We start from the raw sequence: 22,614 nt of genomic DNA on the forward strand, positions 1-22,614 counted from the left end.
GGCGAGGTGCCGCAGTGAGCGGCTTCCACCTGCGCGGCGTCGTCCTCCCGGACGGCGACGAGCGCGACCTGTGGGTCGTCAACGGGCGGGTGCGCACCAAGGCGGTGCCGGGCGCGGAGACCATCGTCGACGGCGGCTTCCTGCTGCCCGGCATGGTGGACGCGCACTGCCACGTCGGCCTCGGCCCGCAGGGCGCCACCACCCTCGACGAGGCGATCGAGCAGGCGGAGACCGACCGCGACAACGGCACGCTGCTGATCCGCGACTGCGGCGTGCCGATCGACACCCGGCCGCTCCAGGAACGCCTCGACCTGCCACGGATCGTCCGCGCCGGCCGGCACCTGTCCCGGCCCCGGCGCTACATCCGGCACCTCGGCGTCGAGCTGGAGGACCCGTCGCTGCTGCCGGCCGCGGTGGCCGAGCAGGTGGCGTACGGCGACGGCTGGGTGAAGCTCGTCGGCGACTGGATCGACCGGGACCTCGGCGACCTGGCCCCGCTCTGGCCGGACGAGGTGCTCAAGGAGGCCATCGACGTCGCGCACGCGGCCGGCGCCAAGGTCACCGCGCACACGTTCGGCGAGGACGCGCTGCCCGGCCTGATCAACGCCGGCATCGACTGCATCGAGCACGGCACCGGCCTCACCGACGACACCATCGCCGAGATGGCCCGCCGCGGCACCGCGCTGGTGCCGACCCTGATCAACATCGAGCTGTTCCCGTCGATCGCGGACGGTGCCGGCAAGTACCCGGCCTACGCCGCTCACATGCGTGACCTGCACGCCCGGGTGCGACGGACCGTCAGCTGCGCGGTCGAGGCGGGCGTGCCGGTCTACGCCGGCACCGACGCCGGCGGCGGCATCAAGCACGGGCGCCTGATCGACGAGGTGATCGCCCTGCACGAGGCCGGCATGACCCGCGAACAGGCGCTGGCCGCCGGGTCGTGGGCCGCCCGGTCCTGGCTCGGCTGGCCGGGACTGACCGAGGGATCACCCGCTGACCTGCTGGTATTCGCCGCCGACCCACGAGATGATCTCCAGGTGCTGCGTGATCCGTCGATGATCATGCTGCGGGGACGGGTGGTTCGCTAGCGACGGGGAGGCCCGGTGGACGACGAGCGGCAGCAACCGCCCACCGACCTCGCCTGGGGCCTGCCCGCATTCCTGCTCGGCTTCGGCGCGTACTACGTGGTGTCGCTGCTGATCCTGGGGCTGCTGCGGCCGCCGGCGGGACCGCGGGCCGGGCTCGACCTGGTGCTGCCGCTGATCGCCAACCTGTTCCTGGGCCTGGTGCCGTGGTGGTTCTCCCGCCGGCGCGGCCGCGGCGTGCTGGCCGACTTCGGCTACCTGCCGAACGGCCGCGACGTCCTGGTCGGCTTCGTCTGCGGTGTCGGGGCGGTTCTCGTCGGCATCGTGATCTCGCTGCTGGTGGCGCAGGCCATCCCGCCGGAGCCCAAGTCCGTCAGTACTCAGCTGAACGGGTGGCTCGTCGGCTACGTGGTGTTCCTCGTGGTCGGCGCGCCCATGACGGAGGAACTACTGGTCCGCGGCGCGCTGTGGGGAGCCTTGGCGCGTTACGGTCTGCCGCGGTTCGTCATCCTCGCGTTCACCGCGCTGGTGTTCGCGTTCATGCACCTGGACCCGACCCGGCTGGCGTCGCTGTTCGCCCAGGGCCTGGCGCTGGGCGCGGCCAGGATGGCCACCGGACGGGTCGGCGCGAGCATGGTCGCCCACGCGACCAACAACCTGTTGCCCGGGATCGTTGTGCTCGCGGCGACCTGACCGGATGCCGACCACGTGCACCAGCCGTCGGACCGAGGAGGCCCGGTGACACCACCGACAACGCAGGCCGACAGGCCCCTGGCCCACCGCTGGGGGTTCGGTGCGTTCCTGCTCGCCGAGCTGGTGTTCATCCTCTCCGCGGTGTTCCTGTCCGCCGCCGCCGGGCCGACCGGCGACGACGGCTCCATCCCGCCGGTGGTGATCGTCGTGGTGACGATCCTGCCCGCCATGCTCGCCGCCGGCGTCGCCGTGCTGGCCACCCTGCTGCGCGGCAACGGCCCCGTGACCGACCTGCGGCTGCAATGGAGCTGGCCGGACGTGCGCGCCGGCCTCAAACTCGGCGCGGCCGGCGTGGTGCTGACCGCCGTGGCCGCCGTGATCTGGGCCAAGACCGTCGGCCGGCTCGATCCGACGTCCGCGCTGGCGTCGGTCGTCGACACCCGGCCGCTGCCGGTCGCGCTGGCCGTCGTGATGTTCCTCTACACCTGGCTGGTCGGCCCGCTGTGCGAGGAGGTGATCTACCGGGGCCTGCTGTGGGGCGCCATCGAGCGGCTGAACTGGAGCCGCTGGGCCGCCTTCACGCTGAGCACGGCGATCTTCGCCATGGGCCACCTCGAGCCGCTGCGGACGTCCCTGCTGCTGGTCATAGCCATCCCCATCGGCTGGGCCCGCCTGGTTACCGGCCGCCTGCCCGCCAGCATCGTCGCCCACCAGATCAACAACTTCATCCCGGCAATCGGCATCCTCCTCATGTCCCTGGGTGTGTGGCATTGAACCCCCGCGAGTCGCGCTCTCGGGCACACCGAATGCAGGTCTCGGGCACACCCTGATTGGTGTCGGCGCGCCGTCGTCTGGCAGAATGGACGGCTGTCCGCCATTGCCGGTCCCTCTCGCTGTGCCGTGGCGTCCTGAAACCTGAGCTCGACCTCCGCGTCCCCACGCGGGCGGCCGGGCTCCACCCGGAGCAACGAGAGCCTGAGGAGTACCACCACCCGTGGCCGTCAAGATCAAGCTGCAACGGCTCGGCAAGATCCGCCAGCCGCAGTACCGGATCATCGTCGCCGACTCGCGCGCCCGTCGTAGCGGCAAGGCGATCGAGACGATCGGCAAGTACCACCCCCTCCAGGAGCCCAGCTTCATCGAGGTCGACACCGAGCGGGCGCAGTACTGGCTGGGCGTCGGCGCGCAGCCGACCGAGCCGGTGCAGCGCATCCTGGAGATCACCGGCGACTGGCAGAAGTTCAAGGGCCTGCCGGGCGCCGAGGGCACGCTGAAGCACGCCGAGCCGAAGCCGGACAAGCAGGCGCTGTTCAACGCCGCGCTGGCCGCCGCGGGCGAGGAGCCGACGACCGAGGCCACGACGCCGAAGAAGAAGGCGTCCAAGAAGGCCGAGGCCAAGGACGAGGCCGCCGCTGAGGAGAAGTCCGAGGGCGGCGAGGCGTGAGCTTGCTCGCGGACGCGCTCGAGCACCTCGTCCGGGGCATCGTCGACCACCCCGACGACGTTCGGGTCAACCTGCTGACCACCCGCCGCGGTCGCACCCTCGAGGTGCACGTCCACCCGGACGACCTCGGCAAGGTGATCGGCAGGGGCGGTCGGACCGCGACCGCGCTGCGCACCGTGATGGCCGGCATCGGCGGTCGCGGTGTGCGCGTGGACGTGGTGGACACCGACCGTTGACCAGTCCCGACGTTCGCGTCGTCGGACGGGTCGTCAAGCCGCACGGCATCCGCGGCGAACTCGTCGTGGACGTGCACACCGACTCCCCCGAGGAGCGGTTCGCGGTGGGTTCCGTGTTGGGGACCCGCGCGCGTGACGGCGCGTCCGGCACTGTCACCGTCGCAGCCGTCCGGCCACACACCGGACGGCTGCTGGTGACGTTCGAGGGAGTCGCCGGCCGGGACTCGGCCGAGGCGATGCGCGGCCTGCTCCTGCTGGTCGACGCGTCGGACCTGGCGCCGACCGACGACCCCGACGAGTTCCACGACCACGAGCTCGAAGGGCTCGCGGTCGTCGACGTGCACGGCAACCGCGTGGGCGTGGTCGCGGAGGTGCTGCACACCGCCGCGAGCGACCTGCTGGCCGTGCGCCGGGACGGCGGCGGCGAGGTGTTGGTGCCGTTCGTCACACAGATCGTGCCCACCGTGGACGTGGCCGGTGGCCGCGTGGTCGTCGACCCGCCCGAGGGACTGCTGGACGCCTGATGCGGATCGACGTGCTGACGATCTTCCCCGAGTACCTGGAGCCGCTGCGGGCGGCTCTGCTCGGCAAGGCGATCGACAAGGAACTGATCAGCGTCGACGTGCACGACCTGCGGGACTACACCCACGACGTGCACAAGGCCGTGGACGACAGCCCGTACGGCGGCGGCCCCGGCATGGTGATGAAGCCCCAGGTCTGGGGCGAGGCGCTGGACGCCGTGTGCCAGCCGGACGCCGACGGCACGCTGCCGCGGCTGGTCGTGCCCACGCCCGCCGGCCGGCCCTTCACCCAGGAACTGGCCCGCGAGTACGCAACGCTGCCCTGGCTGGCGTTCGCCTGCGGCCGCTACGAGGGCATCGACCAGCGGGTCGTGGACGACTCGGCCGGCCGGATGCGGGTCGACGAGGTCTCCATCGGCGACTACGTGCTGGTAGGCGGCGAGGTCGCGGTGCTGGTCATGGTCGAGGCGGTGGCCCGGCTGCTGCCCGGCGTGCTCGGCAACCCGTTGTCCGCCGAGCAGGACTCGTTCTCCGACGGCCTGCTGGAGGGCCCCAGCTACACCCGGCCGGAGGTGTGGCGCGGCCTGGGCGTGCCGAGCGTGCTGCGCTCCGGCAACCACAAGCTGATCGACCGCTGGCGGCGCGACCAGGCGCTGGAGCGGACTTTCCACCGTCGGCCCGAGCTGCTCGACCGGCTCACCGACGACCAGCTCGACAAGCACGACCGGGCGCTGCTGGACCGCCTGCGCGACCCGGACCACCCCTAACCCCCGGATTTGGGCCTGCCGAGCGCGTCTGGCACACTGGACAGGTTGCTGCACCCGGTCAGTGCGACCGGCGTGCGCCAGTTTGGGCCCAGACCCCCAGGCAGGACCAGCACCCGGATTCCGGCAGTGGAGTTCGTTCGTGCGTTTCGCGGGGGTTGTACGACAGACACCCGAAGGACGAGGACGGACCACCGATGAACACCCTGGACGCTCTGGACGCTCAGTCGCTGCGTTCCGACATCCCGGACTTCCGTCCGGGCGACACCCTGAAGGTCCACGTCCGCGTCATCGAGGGCACCCGCGAGCGCGTCCAGGTGTTCCAGGGCGTCGTGATCCGCCGCCAGGGCGGCGGCGTGCGCGAGACCTTCACGGTGCGCAAGATCTCGTTCGGCGTCGGCGTCGAGCGCACCTTCCCGGTGCACTCCCCGAACATCGCCAAGATCGAGCGCGTGACCCGCGGCGACGTCCGCCGCGCGAAGCTGTACTACCTGCGCGACCTGCGCGGCAAGGCCGCCAAGATCAAGGAGAAGCGGGACGCGATCCCGGCCAACTCCTGATCACGCGGCCGTAGCGCCCCGGTGAGTTACGACGAGTCCCGGGACGAGCACGACGACGCTGAACGGCCCTTGCCGCCATCATCGGATGGCGGCAAGGGCCGTAAGCGCGCCGGCTCCTTCTTCAAGGAGCTGGGCATCCTGATCGGGATCGCCCTCGTGCTGACCGTCCTCATCCAGACCTTCCTGGCCAAGGTCTACGTCATTCCGTCCGGGTCGATGGAGCAGACGCTGCACGGCTGCGACGGCTGCACGGACGACCGGGTGCTGGTGGACAAGATCATCTACCGGTTCCGCGACCCGTCGCCCGGCGACGTGGTGGTGTTCCGCGGCCCCGAAGCCTGGACCCACAACGACTTCACCGCGCGGGAACCGGGCAACCCGGTCGTGCAGGGCCTCCAGTGGCTCGGCTCGCTGATCGGGCTGGCGCAGGTCGACGAGCGGGACTTCGTCAAGCGGGTGATCGCCGTCGGCGGGCAGACCATCCAGTGCTGCGACGCCAAGAACCGCGTGCTGGTGGACGGCAAGCCGCTGGACGAGCCGTACATCTACTTCCTGCCGGGCCGGGGCGACAAGATGGAGCCGTTCGCGCCGGTGAAGGTGCCGGCGGGGCGGCTGTTCGTGATGGGCGACAGCCGGGTCAACTCCGAGGACTCGCGGTACCAGGGCGGCGGCGGGGTGAACGGCACGATCGGCGTCGACGACGTCATCGGCAAGGCGCGCGTCATCGTGCTGCCGGTGGGCCGCTGGGGCTTCATCACCGACCACGATCCGCAGGTCGCCGCCGGCGGTCTGGCGTTGCTGTGGTGGCGACGCCGGAATTGGGCGGATTCGCTACTACCCGTGTAGGGGACCGTACGGCCCGCTGTACCTCCACCCCACCAGCGCTAGCGTAACCTGGCCCGGTGACCGACGTCGTGCCCTCGCAGAACCCGCAGAGCAGCCCGGACCCGGAGGAACCCAAGCTGACTTCTTCCGAGTCCGAGCAGGCCGAGTCGGAACCCCATCTTCTCGACAGCGCCGCCACGGCGCGCACCCGTCGGCGTCGGCGGCCGGAGAAGAAGCGGTCGTTCTGGAAGGAACTGCCGATCCTGATCGTCACCGCGCTGGTGCTGACGATCCTGATCCAGACGTTCCTGGCCCGGGTCTACGTCATCCCGTCGGAGTCGATGGAGATGACGCTGATCGGCTGCGACGGGTGCACCGACGACCGGGTGCTGGTCGACAAGCTCAGCTACGACTTCACCAGCGTGAAGCCCGGCGACGTGATCGTGTTCAAGGCGCCGGACAACTGGGACAAGAGCGAGTTCCAGGCGCAGCAGTCGGCCAACCCGATCATCCGGGGCCTGGAGAACTTCGCGTCGGCCATCTCGCTGTACCCGCCCAACGAGTACGACCTGATCAAGCGGGTGATCGCGGTCGGCGGGCAGACGGTGCAGTGTTGCGACAACAACCGCGTCGTGGTCGACGGCAAGCCGCTCAACGAGCCGTACATCTACTGGCGGCCGGACTATCCGCCGACGCAGATGACGTTCGGGCCGGTCAAGGTGCCCGATGGCATGCTCTGGGTGCAGGGCGACAACCGCAACAACTCCGACGACTCGCGGCTGCAGGGGCACGGCGACCTGCTGGCCGGCGCGGTGCCGGTGGCCAACGTGATCGGCAAGGCCCGGGTGATCGTGCTGCCGCCGCAGCGCTGGGGCGGCGTGACGACGGTCGACCCGCAGGCCCAGGCGTCGGCGCTGAACGCGCCGGCCTGGCAGCAGGGGCTGCCGGCGGGCGTCGGCCTGGCCGCGGCGTTCCCGACGCTGTGGGTCGGCCGGCGGGTGCGGCGCAAGCTGTTCGGACTGTTCGCCAGGGGCGACCGCTGAGGTGGTAGTGGCGGGAGACGAGCTCCGGCCGCAGCGGGCGGTGATCCGGAGCAGCACGGGCAACTGGGCATTGCAGTCGGCGCTGGACCGGCGCGGTTTAGGGCCGGTCGCGGGCGTGGACGAGGCCGGCCGCGGCGCGTGCGCCGGGCCGCTGGTGGTGGCGTCGTGCGTGCTGCGGCCGGGCGACGCCCGCCGGCTGGAAGGCCTCACCGACTCCAAGCTGCTCACGGAGCTCGCGCGGGAGCGGATGTACGACCTCGTGCTGGCCCGGGCGCTGGACTTCGCGGTGATCGTCATCCCGCCGGCCGAGGTCGACCGGATCGGTGTGCACGTGGCGAACATCGAGGGCATGCGGCGCGCGGTCGCCCAGCTGACCACCCATCCGGGTTATGTTCTGGTCGACGGTTTCAAGGTGCCGGGGCTGACCGCGCCGAGCACGGCGGTGATCAAGGGGGACCAGGTGGTCGCGTGCGTGGCCGCCGCGTCGGTGCTGGCGAAGGTGACCAGGGACCGGATCATGACGGAATTGCACGGCGAGCTGCCGCGTTACGGCTTTGACGTGCACAAGGGCTACTGCACCGCCGAGCACACGGCGGCGCTCAACGTGCACGGGCCGACCGCGGAGCACCGCTGGTCGTACGTGAACGTGGCGGCGGCCGGGCGGCTGCACAACATGTGCCCTCCGCACGAGGTCGCCCGCCGCGTGGTTCAGAATGGAGCGTCCCCGGAAGCCGGGGTACCTGGCTCACGACGAGGAGGGACGCGGGTCCGATGAGCGCGGAGGATCTCGAGAAGTACGAGACCGAGATGGAGCTTCAGCTCTACAAGGAGTACCGCGACATCGTCGGTCAGTTCTCGTACGTGGTGGAGACCGAGCGGCGGTTCTACCTGGCCAACGCCGTCGACGTGCAGGTGCGCAACGCCGAGGGCGAGGTGTACTTCGAGGTGCGGATGTCCGACGCCTGGGTGTGGGACATGTACCGACCGGCTCGGTTCGTGAAGAACGTGCGGGTGATCACCTTCAAGGACGTCAACGTCGAGGAGCTGGACAAGCCCGACCTCCGGCTCCCGGAGGACGGCCCCTTCGGCGCCGGCGGCCCTCCCGCCACGTAATTTGGCGCCGCCTGCGGCGTCGCGGCTCGGCCGCCCACGAGGCCGATGCCTTCCCTTGTCAGTTTTCGATCGATGGACAGACACGATCGAAAACTGCCTGCGGTCCAGGCACCGGCGGCGGCCTCGCGGACTTGCCGACGTCTGAATGCCCCCGCCCAGCCAACCACATTTCCCTGACCGGAGTGCCCTGCTGGGGATGGCCTGTGGACAGCTCCCGAGTTGTCCACAGGCGTGGCGAACGGGCTGGCGATCGCTGGTCCGTTCGGCGCATCGTCGACGCATGACCCGCGATCGATGCAGCACCCGCGAGCTGGGGAAGCTGGGCGAGGACCTGGCCGCACTCTTCCTGGAGGGCCAGGGCCTGGTCCTGCTGTCCAGGAACTGGCGATGTCCCGAGGGGGAGCTGGACATCGTGGCCACCAATCGCCGCGGCCTGCTGGTGGTGTGCGAGGTGAAGACCCGTTCCGGCCCCGACTTCGGCAAGCCGGCCGAGGCCGTCGACTACCTGAAGGCGACCCGCATCCGGCGGCTCACGCATCGATGGCGGGCCGCGCACAAGGTGCCGTACTGCTACACCCGGTTCGACATCGTCTCGGTGATGTGGCCGGGCCACGGACCGGCACGGGTGGAGCACCTGCGGGGTGCGTTCTGATGCCGCTGTCCCGCACCTGGTCCGTCGCGCTGCTCGGCGTGGACGGCCAGCCCGTGGAGATCGAGGCCGAGGTCAGCCAGGGCAAGCCCAAGGTGCAGCTGCTGGGCCTGCCGGATCCGGCGCTGAACGAGTCGAAGGACCGCGTGCGGGCCGCGGTCCGCAACTCCGGCCTGGAGTGGCCGGACCAGGTGACGCTGGCGTTGTCGCCGGCCGACCTGCCCAAGGGTGGCTCCGGTTACGACCTGGGCCTGGCGTGCGCCGTGCTGGCCGGCGCCGGCAGCGTGCCGCAGACCAAACTCGGCGGCACCGTGCTCATCGGTGAGCTGGCGCTGGACGGTCGGATCCGTCCCGTGCGCGGCGTGCTGCCCCGGCTGCTCGCCGCCAAGCGGGCCGGGTTGACGCACGCCATCGTGCCCGTGGAGACGCTCGCCGAGGCCGCGCTCGTCGGCGGCGTGCACACGCGTGGCGCCGCTCGGCTCGCGGACGTGTTGGCCTGGCTCAAGGACGAGGATTCGGCGCTTGTCGAGGCCGAACCACCCGCTCCCGTCGCCCGGACCGACGCCCTCGATCTGGCCGACGTCCTCGGCCAGCCCGAGGCGCGGTGGGCATTGGAGGTCGCAGCCGCCGGCGCACACAACCTCTTGCTCGTCGGTCCGCCAGGCACGGGCAAGACCATGCTGGCCGAGCGGATCATCGGGTTGCTGCCGGAGCTCACCTCGGAGCAGGCGCTGGAGGTGACCGCCATCCACTCCATCACCGGCTCCTTGTCCGCCGACGTGCCGCTGGTGACGTTGCCGCCGTTCATCGCCCCGCACCACTCGGCATCCATTGCCGCACTCGTCGGCGGTGGCGTCGGCACGGCTCGTCCCGGCGCGATCAGCAAAGCCCACCGGGGCGTGCTCTTCCTCGACGAAGCCTGCGAATACGCGCCGGGTCATCTGGAGGCGTTGCGGACCGCCGTCGAGGAGGGCGAGATCCGGCTGGCCCGCCGGGACGGCGTCGTCCGCTATCCGGCCCGGTTCCAGCTGGTGTTGGCGACGAATCCCTGTCCGTGTGCGCCGCCGCGGGACGTCGACTGCACGTGTTCCCCGGTCGAGCGACGGCGCTACTTCGCCCGGCTGTCCGGGCCGCTGCTCGACCGCATCGACATCCGCACCCGGATGCGGCCGATCCACGCCATGGACAACAGCGACCTCGGTCCGCCGGAGAGTTCCGTGACCGTGCGGGAACGGGTGGCCAAGGCCCGCGCGCGAGCCGCCGAGCGGTGGGCCGAACACGGCTGGCAGACGAACGGCGAGGTCCCGGGACCGGCGCTGCGACGCCATTCCCGCCTGCCGGCCAAGGCGACGCGCCTGCTCGACCGCGGCCTCGCCGCCGGCTTCGTCAGCGCCCGAGGTGCCGACCGGTGCATCAGGATCGCGTGGACGCTGGCAGATCTCGCGGAAAAGGACCGTCCCGATGGGGAGGACGTCGCGGCCGCACTGGAGTTCCGGGACCGGCGAGCGGCATGACCGTCGACGAGATCCGCTTGGCCAGGGCGTATCTGCTCCGGGTCGCGGAGCCGCCGGCTCCCGAGGTGGTGTCGCTGGTGAAGGACCTGGGGGCGGTGCGGGCCGCGCAACTGGTGCGAGCCGGCAAGGCCGCCGACGACGAGACGGCGGCGCGGCGGCACCTTGACGTTGCGGCGATGGACATCGAGGCGGCGCGGGCCAAGCAAGCCCGCCTCGTGATTCCGGAGGACGAGGAGTGGCCGGCCTGGCAGCTGTTGGCCCTGGCCAATGCCGCCGCCCGGGGCGTGCCGGGCATGACAGAACCGTTGGGGCTGTGGGTGCGGGGCCGCGCACGCCTCGACGCTCTCGTGCAGGAGGCGGTCGCGGTGATTGGCGCACGCGCGGCGACCGGCTACGGCGAGCACGTGGCGAGCGAGATCGCCTTCGGCCTGGCCGAGCGGTCGGTGACCGTCGTTTCCGGGGCTGCGTACGGGATCGACGGCTGCGCCCATCGCGGAGCACTGGGGGCCAACGGCCCCACGATCGCCGTGTTGGCCTGTGGGGTCGACGTCGCCTACCCGGTCGGCCACACCGCGCTGCTGGCGAAGATCGCGGACACCGGGGCCGTGGTCAGCGAGTACCCGCCGAGCACCCGTCCGGCCAGACATCGTTTCCTGGTGCGGAATCGGCTGATCGCCGCGCTGGCGGCCGGCACGGTCGTGGTGGAGGCGGGCCGTCGAAGCGGTTCGAGAAACACCGCCGCGACGACAAGTGCGTTGGGACGGCCGCTGATGGCCGTGCCCGGCCCGGTGACATCGGCGATGTCGGTGGGCTGTCACGACCTGCTGCGGTCGGCGGGCGCGACGGCGGTGTGCTCGGTCGAGGACGTGATGGCTGACGCCGGACGGATCGGTGTCGACGCAAGTACTCGATCGGATGAACCCCTGCGGTCAACGGATGGACTCGATCGGGTGATGCTGCGCGTGCACGAGGAGTTGCCATCCCGGGGTGGTCTGAGCGCCGAGCGCATCGCCGTCGGTTCCGGCGTCCCGTTGTCGCGGGTCAGAGCCTTGCTGCCGGAACTGGAACTGTTGGGGCTAGTCCAAAAGTGTGAAGCGGGGTGGTGTCGCGGAACAGGATGAACGGGCAGAGGCCACTCCAACGGGTGTGGCGATGCTTGACCACGAACGGGTTGCGGCGCACCGTGTTGGGCTATGTGCCGTCACACGAGGGTCATTCGCGCGGGTGGACATCACGGGAGCGGGCGCCCAGCCCCGCTGAGGCCTGAGGCCACCTCGCCGCTCGCGGGGATGTGACGCGCGTTCGATGTCCTCTTCCCGACGGCCGGCTGCGCGGGAGCTGATCCGGCTCCGCGAGCGGCTGCCCGCTGACGTCGAGGCGGTGCTCGCGGACTACGAGCGCCACCTCCGGCTGGAGCGCAACCTCTCCGAGCACACCGTGCGCGCCTACCTTGGCGACGTGGTCTCGCTGCTGGGCCACCTGGCCCCGCCGCCCAATGACGCCGGTACCGCCCGCACCACAACCTCCCGCGACATGGTCGACAGCCACAACGCCGTCCGCGACGCCGCCGACGATGTCGGCGGCGGCAGCACGAGAGGTGCCAGCGCGGATCGCGGTGAGGCCGACCACGACGCTGGAGACGCAGACGAAGCACCGCTGGCGGTGGCGATCGCCGACATCGACCTGGCCGGGCTGCGGGCGTGGCTGGGTGCGCTGCGGTCCGCCGGCGCGAGCCGGTCGACGCTGGCACGGCGGTCGGCGGCGGCGCGGACGTTCACCGCGTGGGCGCGCCGCCGGGGGCATCTGGCGACCGATCCGGGGCAGCTGCTGATGGCGCCGCGGCCGCACCGGACACTGCCCGGGGTGTTGCGCAAGGACCAGGCGGCCGCGATGCTGGCCGCCGCGCAGAGCGGGGCCGCGGAGGGCGCGGCGGTTGCTCTGCGTGACCAAGCGCTGTTGGAGCTGCTCTACGCAACCGGGGTCCGGGTGTCCGAACTGTGTGGCCTGGACCTGGCCGACGTGGACTACTCCAGCCGAGTGATTCGCGTGCTCGGCAAGGGCGGTCGCGAACGGGTGGTGCCCTTCGGCGTGCCGGCCGAGCAAGCGCTTCGCCGATGGCTCGGAGAGGGGCGATCCGCCCTGGTCAAGGCCGGTTCGCCGACCGCGCTGCTGCTCGGAGCGCGGGGTGGCCGGCTGGATCAGCGGACCGCCCGCAAGATCGTGCACGACGCCGTCGGTGCGGTACCCGGAGCAGTCGACACGGGGCCGCACGGGCTAAGGCACTCGGCCGCGACGCACCTGCTGGAAGGGGGAGCGGACCTGCGGACCGTCCAAGAGCTGCTCGGTCACGCTACGCTAGCCACCACGCAGCTTTACACCCACGTCACCGTCGAACGGCTTAAGGCGATCCATGAGCGAACCCACCCCCGTTCCTGAGGACGCCGGGGGAGGTTCCCGCACGGCAACCGTGCCCTCCCTGGAGACACGCGCCCCGGAGACGACAGCGATGCGCAACGGCAGCCACGGCCCGGCCGCCGGTGGCTCGCGGGGCTCGTACGGTGGGGGCCAGCCCGACGGGGTCCTTCCCGGCGACCAGCGCACGGCCGACGACGTCGAGGCGGGCATCGTCGCGCTGTGGCGCAGCTACGGCGGGAGCCGGGCGCAGGAGCTGCGGGACCGCCTGGTGCTGCACTACGCGCCGCTGGTCAAGTACGTCGCCGGCCGTGTCGGCACCGGCCTGCCCGCGCACGTCGACGTGGGCGACCTGATTCAGTCCGGCATCTTCGGCCTGGTCGACGCCATCGAGAAGTTCGAGCCCGAGCGTGGGCTGAAGTTCGAGACCTACGCCATGCAGCGCATCCGCGGAGCGATCCTCGACGACCTGCGCTCCCAGGACTGGGTGCCGCGCTCCGTCCGCAGCCGCGCCCGCGACGTCGAACGCGCCCTCGAGCGCCTCGGCGGCCGGTTGCAGCGCACCCCCACCGACTCCGAGCTGGCCAACGAGCTGTCGATCACCATCAGTGAGCTGCGTGAGCTCTACGCCCAGCTCCAACTGACCAGCGTGGTCGCCCTCGACGAGCTCATCGCCGCCGGCCGCGGCACCGCGTCGTTGGCCGAGACCCTGCCCGACGACTACGCCGAGGACCCCGTCGCCAGCCTCGTCGACCAGGACAGCCGACGCCAGCTCGCCGACGCCATCGCCCAGCTCGCCGAGCGGGACCGCATCGTCGTGACCCTGTACTACTTCGAGAACCTGACCCTCGCCGAGATCGGCCGGGTCCTCGGCGTCACCGAGTCCCGCGTCTGCCAGCTGCACACCCGCGCCGTGCTGCGCCTGCGCACCAAGTTGAACGAGCAGTCGGAGACCTGAACCGTTCCCGTCGCGAACTGGACAGCTGGGATGGATGCGCCCACCACACGTATGTGTCCCAGCTGCCCGGCAAGTCAGCCACACGCGGCGCGGGCTTCGACCAGCTCGAGCCAGCGCGGCCGAGCCCAGCAGCCGGTGTCGGCACCTGTTCAGTTCATCGTGATCGAGGTGACTGAGGCGTTGTCGACGCCGACGCGGGGTACTGCCACGCCGGGAGTTGGGGCCTGCGGTGCGGAGGCCATGCGCACCGGACCGCCGTGGGTGACCAGGACTACCTCGGCGCCGGGGCGGGACTCGGCGTGGCGGCGGAGGGCTCGGTGAATCCGGTCGTACATGTCGGCGATGCTCTCGCCGCCGTCGGGACGGCGGAACGGCTCGCGCCACAGGCGGTCGACGGCGTGCTGGGCGGTGGGGTCGTCGGCGAAGGGCGCGTCGAGGCGGTGGCCTTCCAGGACTCCCAACTGCTGCTCGCGGAGTTCGGGGTCGAACTCCAGCGGCATGTCCAGCACCGAGGCGATGATCTCGGCCGTCTCCCGTGCCCGGATCAGGTCGCTGGCGACGATGGCAGCGGGCCGGGCGGGGCGTTCGGCTAACAGGTCCGCGGTGAGCCGGGCCTGGGCTCGGCCGGCGGCGGTGAGGCCGCCGGCCTCGGGCGACTGGCCCTGGATGCGGCCGGCGAGGTTCCAGGTGCTCTCGCCGTGGCGGACCAGGTGCAGCACGGCAGGTGTGATGGTCACGTCCGTCATCAGTACTGCATGCGGGGGTCGTCGTAGTTCTTGAACTCGATCACATTGTTCGACGGATCGGCCAGGAACAGCGTGCGGTGCTGCTCGGCGGTGCCCTCGAAGCGGATCGCCGGCCCGGACAGCACCCGCAGCTTGCGGTGCTCCACGAGCCGCACCAGCCGGTCGAAGTCCTCGGCCTGGGCGAAGCTCACGCCGAAGTGCCGCGGGTAGGCGATCGCCTCGTCCGGCACGTCCTCGCACAGGTGACAGACCAGCTGGTCGCCGAAGAAGTCCAGGGTGATCCGGTCGTCGTAGCGCCGGGCCAGTTTCGCGCCCAGGCCGAAGACGTAGAACTCCATGGCCTCGTCCAGATCCCGCGCCGGGACGGCGATGTGGCAGGCGTCGTACGGGTTGCGCATCCTCGTTTTCCTTTGTGGGGGCGGCTTTTCAGGTGGAGTGGGGGGCGATCGCGTGGTGCTCAGGTGGAGTGGGTGAGCGACCGCGCATTGGCCATGCCGGTGGTGAGGCTGAGCAGCGTGTCGCCGCGCAGGCCCCGGCGCAGGGTCTCCACGCCGACCACGTCGTGGGTGGCGATGTTGCCGAGGTTCACCTGCGGACCGACGGTGCGGATCAGCTCGACCTGGAGGTCCTTGGTCGGGGCTTCGAACATCACGGTGGCCGGGTCGAGGGCGTCCAGCACGGCGCCGAGCACGTCCTCGCGCATGTGGCCGTCGGCCTTGGCGATGCCGCTGCGGCCGCTCTCCCGTGCCTCGGTGATCACCATGACGGCGCCGGCGTCGAGGTCCTCGCGCAGGGCCTCGACCCAGTCGGCCGGGGTGAGCAGCGCGGACCGGTCGGCGTCCTTGTACCCGACCTCGGACAGCACGGGCCGGTGTGCGGACATCCGCCGCACGTAGTCGGCCTTGCTGCGCTGGTCCAGCGGGATGGTGCCGTTGGAGACCTCGATGTGCGTCGCCCCGGTGCGCTCGACCAGCGACAGGTAGTCGGGCAGCCGGTCGGTCCACACCGAGTGTTCGAACAGGGTGCCGCCGAAGTAGAAGTCCACGCCGGCCTCGCGCAGCACGGCCGCCTTGCGGTCGATGTCCTTGGTCACCAGCGCGGTGCCCCAGCCGAACTTGACCAGGTCGATCAGCTGCCCGTGGCTCTGGATGACGTCGGTGAAGGCGCCGGTCGGCAGGCCGGGGTCGATCATCATGGTGGTTCCGGGCATGCCCCTGCTCATGCGGTGCCTCCCTGACTCGGAATCGTGGTTCGGCGACGGAGCGGGCGTCATCGGGCGCCTCCAGCGGTCGCCAGTTCGGCCCGCAGCGCGCGGCGGAGCACCTTGCCGGTGGGGCCGGTGGGCAGCTCGGCGGTGACCTCGATCGCGGTCGGACGCTTGTACCTGGTCAGTTCCCGCTCGCACCGATCCCGGAGGTCGCGGGCCAGGACGTCGGAGTCCGCGCCGGGCTGGGCGGTGACGAACGCGACCGCCACTTGGCCGAGCCGCTCGTGCGGGGCGCCGACGACCGCGGCCGACCGCACCGACGGGTGCCCGAGCAGCACGTTCTCGATCTCCAGCGGGTGGATCTTCTCGCCGCCCCGGTTGATCACGTCGTCCGCACGCCCGGCGAGCCGGACGAAGCCGGCCTCGTCGCGTACGCCGAGGTCGCCGGTGAGCAGCCAGCCGCTGGCGTCGCGGGCCGGTCGGGCGCGCTCCGGCACGTTGGCGGACAGGTCCAGGTAGTGGCTGACCACCTGCCGTCCGCGCAGCGCGACCATGCCCTCCTGACCCGGCGGGGCCGGGCGGCCGTCCGGACCGAGCACCGACAGGCCGACGCCGACCGGCAGACCGACCGAGCCGATGCGCCGGGCGTCGGCCTCGACCGGGTTGGCGGTGATCTGCCCGGCCGCCTCGGTCATGCCGTACGTCTCCAGCACGCCGATGCCGGTGTGCTCGGTGAACGCGCGCAGCGTGTGCTCCGGCAGCGGCGCGGACGCCGACCGCGCGAACCGGATGCCACGCACCAAGTCCTCGCTCGGCGCGGGTGCGGCGGCCAGCGACGCGAGGATCGCGGGCACCGTGTTCAGCCAGGTCGGCCGCCACTGCTCGACCCGTTCCCAGTACGCGTTCACGTCGAATCGGCGGTCCACCACCAGCGACGCCCCGCTGACCAGGTTGGCCAGCAGCCCCATCACCTGAGCGTTCACGTGGAAGAGCGGCAGCGGCGTGTAACCGCGCTGCTCGGGGCCGAAGCCGTGGTGCCGGGCGACCCGCCGCGCCGCGTGCATCAGCTGCCACTCGGACAGCGGAATGCCCTTGGGCGCGCCCGTCGTGCCGGAACTGGCCAACAGCACCGCGGGCCGCATCGCCGCGCCGTCGCCAGGTCGGGCCGACAGCGTCGCCAATCGGACCGGAATCGGGCCGGAATCGGTGAGCGACCACATTTCCGTCTCGGTCGTGAACAGTTCCGGAGTGTCCGTCGCCACCACGTCGACACGAAGGCGTGAGATCGAATTGGCCAATTCCGACGCCGTGAGCCGGGGATCGAGCGGCACTGCCGTCAGGCCGGCCGCCAAAAGGCCCAGATAGGCCGCCGTGAAAGCCAGCGGATCGGTGGCCACGAGCCCGACGCGGGACCGCTCCGGGAGCCCGCGGCCGCGACTGGCCGCACGCCAGTTCTCGGCCTGGGAAGCCAGCTCCGACCAGGTGAGCGACCTGCCGTCCGCGCCGGCGACGAACGCGGCCGCCGCGGGCCGCTCCAGCGCGCGTGCGGTCAGCAGCCGGGACACCACTGCCATGCGGCCTCCTCACGATGTGGGATGACCTGATCGATTCTTGACTTGATCGATGTGAAGCGCATAGGAGGAACTTAAGAACCGCCTGTGCGCGACCGATTTGGGGGAATTGGGCGGCAATCGACAGGAATTCGACAGTCGGTTCAGGCCGCCCGTCCCGGTGGTGGTTCACGCCATGGCAGCAGGCGAACGCGCTGTGTGGACAACAGTCGCAACGGGTTCAGATATTCGTCGCCACGCCGCACGCCCCAATGCAGGCAACTCGGCGCGCAGCCCTCGTGTCCGGGCATCAGCCGGCCCACCTCCTCGCCCCGCCGCACCCGCTGGCCGGCGGTGACTTCCGGCCGGATCGGCTCGTACGTGGTGCGCAGGCCACCTGCGTGCGTCACCGACACCACGCCCCGGGTTGCCACCCATCCGGCGAAGGAAACCACCCCGTCCGCGGCCGCGAGCACCGGTTCGCCGACGGCCGCGCCAAGGTCGACGCCGCGGTGGCCGGGGCCGTACGGGCCGGTCGGCGGCTGGAACGGCCGCAGCACGGGATGCGGCGGCGCGAGCGGCCAGGAGTAGCGGGTGGGTGGGGACGGTGAGGGGAGAGCTGTGGAGGGAAGGCCGACGGTCGCGGCGTGGGCCGGGGGCTGATGAGCGGTCAGCACCGCCGGTGGGCCGGCGCAGGGCGTCGTGGTCAGGACGATGGTGGCGAGGGCGAGCGCGTTGGGCATGGGTCCAGCGTCGACCGCTCGACCGGCCGTGACCACCGGCGATGATCGACTTGTGGACAACCCGGGCGGCGGGGCGGGGGCTGTGGACAACCGGGAGCCCGATTCGGGCGTTCGGGGGGTTCGGGCGTACACTTCTCGCGCGACCTGTGTATCGCGGGTCGACTTCGCGTGCCAGCGCTTACCCCTGATCAACGGGGTACTCCGTCCGGCGGTCTCGAAGGCCTCACAGCAGTGGCGGTCGGCGGGTTCGGACGGTGGCCAGGCACCAGGGCACTGGGTCACCCGACCCGTTGCGTCAACCGAACCGCGCGCCACCCGGCGCGCACGACACCAAGAGGTGCAACCGGCCATGGCCGTCGTCACCATGAGGCAGCTGCTCGACAGCGGCGTTCACTTCGGGCACCAGACCCGGCGCTGGAACCCGAAGATGAAGCGCTTCATCTTCACCGAGCGCAACGGCATCTACATCATCGACCTCCAGCAGACGCTGTCGTACATCGACCGCGCCTACGAGTTCGTCAAGGAGACCGTCGCGCACGGCGGCTCCATCCTGTTCGTCGGCACCAAGAAGCAGGCGCAGGAGGCGATCGCGCAGGAGGCGCTGCGGGTCGGCATGCCGTACGTGAACCAGCGCTGGCTGGGCGGCATGCTCACCAACTTCACCACCGTGCACAAGCGCCTCCAGCGGCTCAAGGAGCTGGAGTCGATGGAGCAGACGGGCGGCTTCCAGGGTCTCACCAAGAAGGAGATCCTGATGCTCACCCGCGAGAAGGACAAGCTGGAGAAGACCCTCGGCGGTATCCGCGACATGTCCAAGGTGCCCAGCGCCGTCTGGATCGTGGACACCAAGAAGGAGCACATCGCCGTCGGCGAGGCGCGCAAGCTGAACATCCCGGTGGTGGCCATCCTGGACACCAACTGCGACCCGGACGAGGTCGACTACCCGATCCCGGGCAACGACGACGCGATCCGCTCCGCGACGCTGCTCACCAAGGTCGTCGCCGAGGCCGCCGCGGCCGGTCTGATCGCCCGCTCGGGCGCCCGCACCCAGGCCGCCGACAAGCCGGGCTCGGTCGAGGAGCCGCTGGCCGAGTGGGAGCAGGAGCTCCTCGTCGGCGCGAACGCCGAGACCGCTGCCGCCGCCCCGGCGGCCGAGGCCCCGGCGACCGAGGTCACCGCCCAGTCCTGACCGGCGACCCGCCCGCCCGCGCCCTCCAGCGCGGGCGGGCGCGTGCCACCGCCCTACCCCAGCGCGCACCCGCAGAAGGAAACGGACACCGCACGATGGCGAACTACACCGCGGCCGACGTGAAGCGACTCCGCGAGCTCACCGGCTCCGGCATGATGGACTGCAAGAAGGCTCTGGAGGAGAGCGACGGCGACTTCGACAAGGCCGTCGAGATCCTGCGCATCAAGGGCGCCAAGGACGTCGGCAAGCGGGCCGGGCGGGCCACCGCCAACGGCCTGGTCGCGGCCGACGCCGGCGTGATGATCGAGCTCCAGTGCGAGACCGACTTCGTCGCCAAGAACGAGGAGTTCCAGGAGCTGGCCGCCAAGATCGTGGCCGCCGCCAAGGACGCCGGCGCGACCGACGTGGCCGCGCTGACCGCCGCCAAGCTGGGCGACGGCACCGTCGCGGACGCCGTGCAGGCGCTGTCCGCGAAGATCGGCGAGAAGCTGGAGCTGGCCAAGGTCGTCGCCTTCGACGGCCAGGTGAGCGCCTACCTGCACCGCCGCTCCGCCGACCTGCCGCCGGCCGTCGGCGTGCTGGTCGAGTTCACCGGCCCGGACGGTGACGCGGTCAAGGGCGTCGGCATGCAGATCGCCGCGATGAAGGCCAAGTACGTCACCCGCGACGAGGTGCCGGCGGACATCGTCGAGCACGAGCGCGGCATCGCCGAGGCGACCGCCCGCGAGGAGGGCAAGCCGGAGGCGGCGCTGCCCAAGATCGTCGAGGGTCGCGTCAACGGCTTCTACAAGGATGTCGTGCTGCTGGAGCAGCCGTCCGTGCAGGAGTCCAAGAAGACCGTGAAGGCCCTGCTTGACGAGGCCGGGGTCACCGTGACTCGCTTCGCTCGCTTCGAGGTGGGCCAGGGCTGAGGCCCGGCGCAGGCGGGGTCTGCCACAGTACGTGGCGGCCCCGCTTTCGCACGCCAGGACCACCACCGCGGACGACGAGAGGAAACCGAGCTTCGATGTCGTTGACCCAGGACCGATCGACCAAGGACGCCGCGGCCGGTGACGGCGGCGGCTACCGCCGGGTGCTGCTGAAGCTGGGCGGCGAGATGTTCGGCGGCGGCGCCGTCGGCGTCGACCCCGACGTGGTGCACACCGTGTCCAGCCAGATCGCGGACGTGGTCCGCGGCGGCACCCAGGTGGCCGTGGTGATCGGCGGCGGCAACTTCTTCCGCGGCGCCGAGCTCAGCCAGCGCGGCATGGACCGGGACCGGGCCGACTACATGGCCATGCTCGGCACCGTGATGAACTGCCTGGCGCTACAGGACTTCCTGGAGAAGCAGGGCATCGACACCAGGGTGCAGACCGCCATCACGATGGGGCAGGTCGCCGAGCCCTACATCCCTCGGCGCGCCGAGCGGCACCTGGAGAAGGGCCGCGTGGTGATCTTCGCCGCCGGCGTCGGCATGCCGTACTTCTCCACCGACACCGCCGCGGCCCAGCGGGCGCTGGAGATCGGCTGCGACGTGGTGCTGATGGCCAAGGCGGTCGACGGGGTCTACGACTCCGACCCGCGGCGCAACCCCGACGCCAGCATGTACGACACCATCACGCACCAGGAGGTGCTCGAGCGCGGGCTGGAGGTCGCCGACGCGACGGCGTTCGCCCTGTGCAAGGACAACAACATGCCGATCATCGTGTTCAACCTGCTGACCGAGGGCAACATCGCCCGTGCGGTGCGCGGTGAGAGGATCGGCACCGTGGTGAGCACCCCTGACGACAGGCCCTCGGCCTGACGCTGGGATCGTGTGCACCGGCAAGCCACAACCGGCCAGCAGCATCGACAAGGAGCAGCCGTGATCGACGAGACCCTTCTCGACGCCGAGGAGAAGATGGAAACCGCGGTGTCCGTGGCCAAGGACCACCTCGCCTCGGTGCGCACGGGGCGGGCCAACGCCGCCATGTTCCAGGGCATCACCGTCGACTACTACGGCTCGCCGACACCGCTGAACCAGCTCGCCGGCATCACCATCCCCGAGGCCCGGATGGCCGTCGTCAAGCCGTACGACGTCAGCCAGCTGCGGGAGATCGAGAAGGCCATCCGCGACTCCGACCTGGGCGTGAACCCCAGCAACGACGGCTCGATCATCCGCGTGCTGATCCCGGCGCTGACCGAGGAACGCCGCCGCGAGATGGTCAAGGTGGCCAAGAGCAAGGGCGAGGACTCCAAGGTGGCGGTGCGCAACATCCGCCGCAAGGCCAAGGAGGAGCTCGACCGGATCGCCAAGGACGGCGAGGCCGGCGAGGACGACGTGGCGCGGGCGGAGAAGGAGCTCCAGCAGCTCACCGACAAGTACGTCGCGCAGATCGACCAGCTCGTCAAGCACAAGGAAGCCGAGCTGCTGGAGGTCTGAGGACCTGCCGGCAGGAGAGAGTTCGACGGACGTGACGACGACACGTGGCCGGCGGGACGAGCAGGACGCGTCCGCCGACGAGCCCGGCGACCAGCCGCCGGCGAAGACCTCGCGCGCGGGCCGCAACCTGTGGGCCGCGATCGGGGTCGGCGTCGGCCTCGGCGCGGTCATTCTGACGTGCCTGTTCACGCTGCCCAAGCTGTTCGTGGGGATCGTGGCCGTCGCGGTCGCGATCTCCACGGTCGAGCTGGCGGGCGCGCTGCGCCGGGCCGGCGGCATCAACGTCGCGCTGGTGCCGGTGCTCGTCGGCGGCCAGGCCATGGTGTGGCTCTCCTGGCCGTTCGAGCGGGTCGGCCTGCTGGCCGCGTTCGTGGTGACGATCCTGGCCTGCCTGGTCTGGCGGTTCCGTGAGGGCGTGTCCGGCTACGTGCGGGACGTGACCAGTTCGATCTTCGTCGCCTCGTACGTGCCGCTGTTCGCGTCCTTCGCCGCCATGCTGGTGGTGCCGGCCGACGGCGTGTACCGGGTGCTGTGCTTCCTGATCGGCGTGGTCTGCTCCGACACCGGCGGCTACGCGGCCGGCGTGCTGTTCGGCAAGCACCCGATGGCCCCGCTGATCAGCCCGAAGAAGTCCTGGGAGGGCTTCGCCGGCTCGATGATCACCGGCACCGTCGGCGGCGCGCTGTCGGTCACGCTGCTGCTGCACGGCCAGTGGTGGCAGGGCGTGCTGCTGGGCGCGGCGCTGGTGATCACGTCCACCGTGGGGGACCTGGTCGAGTCGCTGATCAAGCGGGACCTGGGCATCAAGGACATGGGCAGCCTGCTGCCGGGGCACGGCGGCCTGATGGACCGGATGGACTCGCTGCTGCCGTCCGCTGTGGTGGCCTGGCTTCTGCTGCGGCTGTTCATCCCGGCGTAGCGGAGTTGTCCACAGGCGGCCCGTTTGCAAGATCGACTGCGG

27 protein-coding genes are annotated in these 22,614 nt (G+C 71.0%); 22 read left to right on the plus strand and 5 right to left on the minus strand.

Translation table 11 applies throughout. The annotated features are described in order from the left end of the window. Positions 1 to 14: 14 nt before the first annotated feature. The 17 genes from BCF44_RS33585 (at position 15) to BCF44_RS33665 (ending at position 13,817) form a co-directional block, all read left to right on the plus strand. On the plus strand, positions 15 to 1,088 hold the full coding sequence (locus tag BCF44_RS33585) for an amidohydrolase family protein (RefSeq protein ID WP_116178431.1): 1,074 nt from the start codon (positions 15 to 17) through the stop codon (positions 1,086 to 1,088). A 15-nt stretch (positions 1,089 to 1,103) separates the two neighbouring features. Further along, the gene (locus BCF44_RS33590) at positions 1,104 to 1,778 is read left to right on the plus strand and encodes a CPBP family intramembrane glutamic endopeptidase (RefSeq protein WP_116178432.1); all 675 of its coding nucleotides are present in this window, start codon (positions 1,104 to 1,106) and stop codon (positions 1,776 to 1,778) included. A gap of 45 nt (positions 1,779 to 1,823) precedes the next feature. Next, positions 1,824 to 2,552 carry a CPBP family intramembrane glutamic endopeptidase gene (locus BCF44_RS33595; protein WP_246015882.1) on the plus strand — a complete coding sequence of 243 codons (729 nt, stop codon included), beginning with the start codon at positions 1,824 to 1,826 and terminating at the stop codon, positions 2,550 to 2,552. Positions 2,553 to 2,772: 220 nt separating this feature from the next. Next, positions 2,773 to 3,222 (plus strand): 30S ribosomal protein S16, encoded by a 450-nt coding sequence (rpsP, locus tag BCF44_RS33600; protein ID WP_116178434.1) that lies wholly within the window; start codon positions 2,773 to 2,775, stop codon positions 3,220 to 3,222. Further along, positions 3,219 to 3,458 carry an RNA-binding protein gene (locus BCF44_RS33605; RefSeq protein WP_043722819.1) on the plus strand — a complete coding sequence of 80 codons (240 nt, stop codon included), beginning with the start codon at positions 3,219 to 3,221 and terminating at the stop codon, positions 3,456 to 3,458. The genes rpsP and BCF44_RS33605 overlap by 4 nt, the downstream gene beginning before the upstream one ends. Continuing rightward, positions 3,455 to 3,982, plus strand: a complete 528-nt coding sequence (gene rimM / locus BCF44_RS33610) for a ribosome maturation factor RimM (protein WP_116178435.1) — start codon at positions 3,455 to 3,457, stop codon at positions 3,980 to 3,982. The genes BCF44_RS33605 and rimM overlap by 4 nt, the downstream gene beginning before the upstream one ends. Continuing rightward, entirely contained in the window at positions 3,982 to 4,746 is a 765-nt protein-coding gene (gene trmD / locus BCF44_RS33615; RefSeq protein ID WP_116178436.1) for a tRNA (guanosine(37)-N1)-methyltransferase TrmD, read from the plus strand. The genes rimM and trmD overlap by 1 nt, the downstream gene beginning before the upstream one ends. A 194-nt stretch (positions 4,747 to 4,940) precedes the next feature. Then, positions 4,941 to 5,303, plus strand: coding sequence for a 50S ribosomal protein L19 (gene rplS, locus BCF44_RS33620; RefSeq protein WP_116178437.1), 363 nt, complete (start codon positions 4,941 to 4,943; stop codon positions 5,301 to 5,303). A gap of 21 nt (positions 5,304 to 5,324) precedes the next feature. Then, positions 5,325 to 6,149: a signal peptidase I gene (gene lepB, locus BCF44_RS33625; RefSeq protein ID WP_116178438.1), complete on the plus strand. Its 825-nt coding sequence runs from the start codon at positions 5,325 to 5,327 to the stop codon at positions 6,147 to 6,149. Positions 6,150 to 6,205: 56 nt separating this feature from the next. After that, entirely contained in the window at positions 6,206 to 7,171 is a 966-nt protein-coding gene (gene lepB / locus BCF44_RS33630; protein ID WP_246015884.1) for a signal peptidase I, read from the plus strand. 7 nt (positions 7,172 to 7,178) lie between these two features. After that, positions 7,179 to 7,946 carry a ribonuclease HII gene (locus BCF44_RS33635; protein ID WP_379799055.1) on the plus strand — a complete coding sequence of 256 codons (768 nt, stop codon included), beginning with the start codon at positions 7,179 to 7,181 and terminating at the stop codon, positions 7,944 to 7,946. After that, positions 7,943 to 8,284 carry a DUF2469 domain-containing protein gene (locus tag BCF44_RS33640; RefSeq protein WP_116178439.1) on the plus strand — a complete coding sequence of 114 codons (342 nt, stop codon included), beginning with the start codon at positions 7,943 to 7,945 and terminating at the stop codon, positions 8,282 to 8,284. Before BCF44_RS33635 ends, BCF44_RS33640 begins: the two co-directional genes overlap by 4 nt. A 280-nt stretch (positions 8,285 to 8,564) precedes the next feature. Beyond that, on the plus strand, positions 8,565 to 8,936 hold the full coding sequence (locus BCF44_RS33645) for a YraN family protein (protein WP_116178440.1): 372 nt from the start codon (positions 8,565 to 8,567) through the stop codon (positions 8,934 to 8,936). Next, entirely contained in the window at positions 8,936 to 10,447 is a 1,512-nt protein-coding gene (locus BCF44_RS33650) for a YifB family Mg chelatase-like AAA ATPase (protein ID WP_116178441.1), read from the plus strand. Before BCF44_RS33645 ends, BCF44_RS33650 begins: the two co-directional genes overlap by 1 nt. Continuing rightward, positions 10,444 to 11,568, plus strand: coding sequence for a DNA-processing protein DprA (gene dprA / locus BCF44_RS33655; RefSeq protein WP_116178442.1), 1,125 nt, complete (start codon positions 10,444 to 10,446; stop codon positions 11,566 to 11,568). Before BCF44_RS33650 ends, dprA begins: the two co-directional genes overlap by 4 nt. 184 nt (positions 11,569 to 11,752) lie before the next feature. Further along, positions 11,753 to 12,883 (plus strand): tyrosine recombinase XerC, encoded by a 1,131-nt coding sequence (locus BCF44_RS33660; protein WP_116178443.1) that lies wholly within the window; start codon positions 11,753 to 11,755, stop codon positions 12,881 to 12,883. 70 nt (positions 12,884 to 12,953) lie between these two features. Beyond that, positions 12,954 to 13,817 carry a FliA/WhiG family RNA polymerase sigma factor gene (locus BCF44_RS33665; RefSeq protein ID WP_379799308.1) on the plus strand — a complete coding sequence of 288 codons (864 nt, stop codon included), beginning with the start codon at positions 12,954 to 12,956 and terminating at the stop codon, positions 13,815 to 13,817. Positions 13,818 to 13,966: 149 nt separating this feature from the next. Here the strand turns inward: BCF44_RS33665 and BCF44_RS33670 are convergent, their stop codons facing one another. The 5 genes from BCF44_RS33670 to BCF44_RS33690 form a co-directional block, all read right to left on the minus strand. Continuing rightward, positions 13,967 to 14,563 carry a histidine phosphatase family protein gene (locus BCF44_RS33670; RefSeq protein ID WP_116178445.1) on the minus strand — a complete coding sequence of 199 codons (597 nt, stop codon included), beginning with the start codon at positions 14,561 to 14,563 and terminating at the stop codon, positions 13,967 to 13,969. Continuing rightward, complete coding sequence (locus BCF44_RS33675; protein WP_116178446.1) at positions 14,563 to 14,961, minus strand: VOC family protein; 399 nt, start codon at positions 14,959 to 14,961, stop codon at positions 14,563 to 14,565. Before BCF44_RS33675 ends, BCF44_RS33670 begins: the two co-directional genes overlap by 1 nt. A gap of 59 nt (positions 14,962 to 15,020) precedes the next feature. Beyond that, entirely contained in the window at positions 15,021 to 15,785 is a 765-nt protein-coding gene (locus BCF44_RS33680) for a phosphosulfolactate synthase (protein ID WP_170217874.1), read from the minus strand. 47 nt (positions 15,786 to 15,832) lie between these two features. Beyond that, positions 15,833 to 17,344: a class I adenylate-forming enzyme family protein gene (locus BCF44_RS33685; protein WP_116178448.1), complete on the minus strand. Its 1,512-nt coding sequence runs from the start codon at positions 17,342 to 17,344 to the stop codon at positions 15,833 to 15,835. A gap of 140 nt (positions 17,345 to 17,484) precedes the next feature. After that, on the minus strand, positions 17,485 to 18,063 hold the full coding sequence (locus BCF44_RS33690; RefSeq protein WP_116178449.1) for a M23 family metallopeptidase: 579 nt from the start codon (positions 18,061 to 18,063) through the stop codon (positions 17,485 to 17,487). Between the two features lie 349 nt (positions 18,064 to 18,412). Between BCF44_RS33690 and rpsB the strand changes: the two genes are divergently transcribed. The 5 genes from rpsB to BCF44_RS33715 all read left to right on the plus strand — a co-directional run bounded on the left by rpsB (position 18,413) and on the right by BCF44_RS33715 (position 22,572). After that, the gene (gene rpsB / locus BCF44_RS33695; protein WP_116178450.1) at positions 18,413 to 19,252 is read left to right on the plus strand and encodes a 30S ribosomal protein S2; all 840 of its coding nucleotides are present in this window, start codon (positions 18,413 to 18,415) and stop codon (positions 19,250 to 19,252) included. Between the two features lie 95 nt (positions 19,253 to 19,347). Beyond that, on the plus strand, positions 19,348 to 20,163 hold the full coding sequence (tsf, locus tag BCF44_RS33700) for a translation elongation factor Ts (protein ID WP_116178451.1): 816 nt from the start codon (positions 19,348 to 19,350) through the stop codon (positions 20,161 to 20,163). A 95-nt stretch (positions 20,164 to 20,258) separates the two neighbouring features. Continuing rightward, positions 20,259 to 21,035, plus strand: a complete 777-nt coding sequence (gene pyrH / locus BCF44_RS33705) for a UMP kinase (RefSeq protein ID WP_116178452.1) — start codon at positions 20,259 to 20,261, stop codon at positions 21,033 to 21,035. 60 nt (positions 21,036 to 21,095) lie between these two features. Next, on the plus strand, positions 21,096 to 21,653 hold the full coding sequence (gene frr / locus BCF44_RS33710) for a ribosome recycling factor (protein WP_116178453.1): 558 nt from the start codon (positions 21,096 to 21,098) through the stop codon (positions 21,651 to 21,653). Between the two features lie 31 nt (positions 21,654 to 21,684). Next, the gene (locus BCF44_RS33715; protein WP_116178454.1) at positions 21,685 to 22,572 is read left to right on the plus strand and encodes a phosphatidate cytidylyltransferase; all 888 of its coding nucleotides are present in this window, start codon (positions 21,685 to 21,687) and stop codon (positions 22,570 to 22,572) included. The last annotated feature ends 42 nt before the right edge of the window (positions 22,573 to 22,614 follow it).

The organism is Kutzneria buriramensis (genome assembly GCF_003387475.1).
GTDB classification, from domain to species: domain Bacteria; phylum Actinomycetota; class Actinomycetes; order Mycobacteriales; family Pseudonocardiaceae; genus Kutzneria; species Kutzneria buriramensis.

What these genes read in the sequence shown, in the direction of transcription:
- BCF44_RS33685 (WP_116178448.1), bottom strand. Translation starts at nt 17,344, where the DNA reads ATGGCAGTGGTGTCCCGGCTGCTGACCGCACGCGCGCTGGAGCGGCCC.
- tsf (WP_116178451.1), top strand. Translation starts at nt 19,348, where the DNA reads ATGGCGAACTACACCGCGGCCGACGTGAAGCGACTCCGCGAGCTCACC.
- BCF44_RS33675 (WP_116178446.1), bottom strand. Translation starts at nt 14,961, where the DNA reads ATGCGCAACCCGTACGACGCCTGCCACATCGCCGTCCCGGCGCGGGAT.
- pyrH (WP_116178452.1), top strand. Translation starts at nt 20,259, where the DNA reads ATGTCGTTGACCCAGGACCGATCGACCAAGGACGCCGCGGCCGGTGAC.
- BCF44_RS33660 (WP_116178443.1), top strand. Translation starts at nt 11,753, where the DNA reads ATGTCCTCTTCCCGACGGCCGGCTGCGCGGGAGCTGATCCGGCTCCGC.
- BCF44_RS33680 (WP_170217874.1), bottom strand. Translation starts at nt 15,785, where the DNA reads ATGAGCAGGGGCATGCCCGGAACCACCATGATGATCGACCCCGGCCTG.
- BCF44_RS33640 (WP_116178439.1), top strand. Translation starts at nt 7,943, where the DNA reads ATGAGCGCGGAGGATCTCGAGAAGTACGAGACCGAGATGGAGCTTCAG.
- dprA (WP_116178442.1), top strand. Translation starts at nt 10,444, where the DNA reads ATGACCGTCGACGAGATCCGCTTGGCCAGGGCGTATCTGCTCCGGGTC.
- BCF44_RS33665 (WP_379799308.1), top strand. Translation starts at nt 12,954, where the DNA reads ATGCGCAACGGCAGCCACGGCCCGGCCGCCGGTGGCTCGCGGGGCTCG.
- trmD (WP_116178436.1), top strand. Translation starts at nt 3,982, where the DNA reads ATGCGGATCGACGTGCTGACGATCTTCCCCGAGTACCTGGAGCCGCTG.
- BCF44_RS33650 (WP_116178441.1), top strand. Translation starts at nt 8,936, where the DNA reads ATGCCGCTGTCCCGCACCTGGTCCGTCGCGCTGCTCGGCGTGGACGGC.
- BCF44_RS33670 (WP_116178445.1), bottom strand. Translation starts at nt 14,563, where the DNA reads ATGACGGACGTGACCATCACACCTGCCGTGCTGCACCTGGTCCGCCAC.
- rpsB (WP_116178450.1), top strand. Translation starts at nt 18,413, where the DNA reads ATGGCCGTCGTCACCATGAGGCAGCTGCTCGACAGCGGCGTTCACTTC.
- rplS (WP_116178437.1), top strand. Translation starts at nt 4,941, where the DNA reads ATGAACACCCTGGACGCTCTGGACGCTCAGTCGCTGCGTTCCGACATC.
- BCF44_RS33645 (WP_116178440.1), top strand. Translation starts at nt 8,565, where the DNA reads ATGACCCGCGATCGATGCAGCACCCGCGAGCTGGGGAAGCTGGGCGAG.
- BCF44_RS33690 (WP_116178449.1), bottom strand. Translation starts at nt 18,063, where the DNA reads ATGCCCAACGCGCTCGCCCTCGCCACCATCGTCCTGACCACGACGCCC.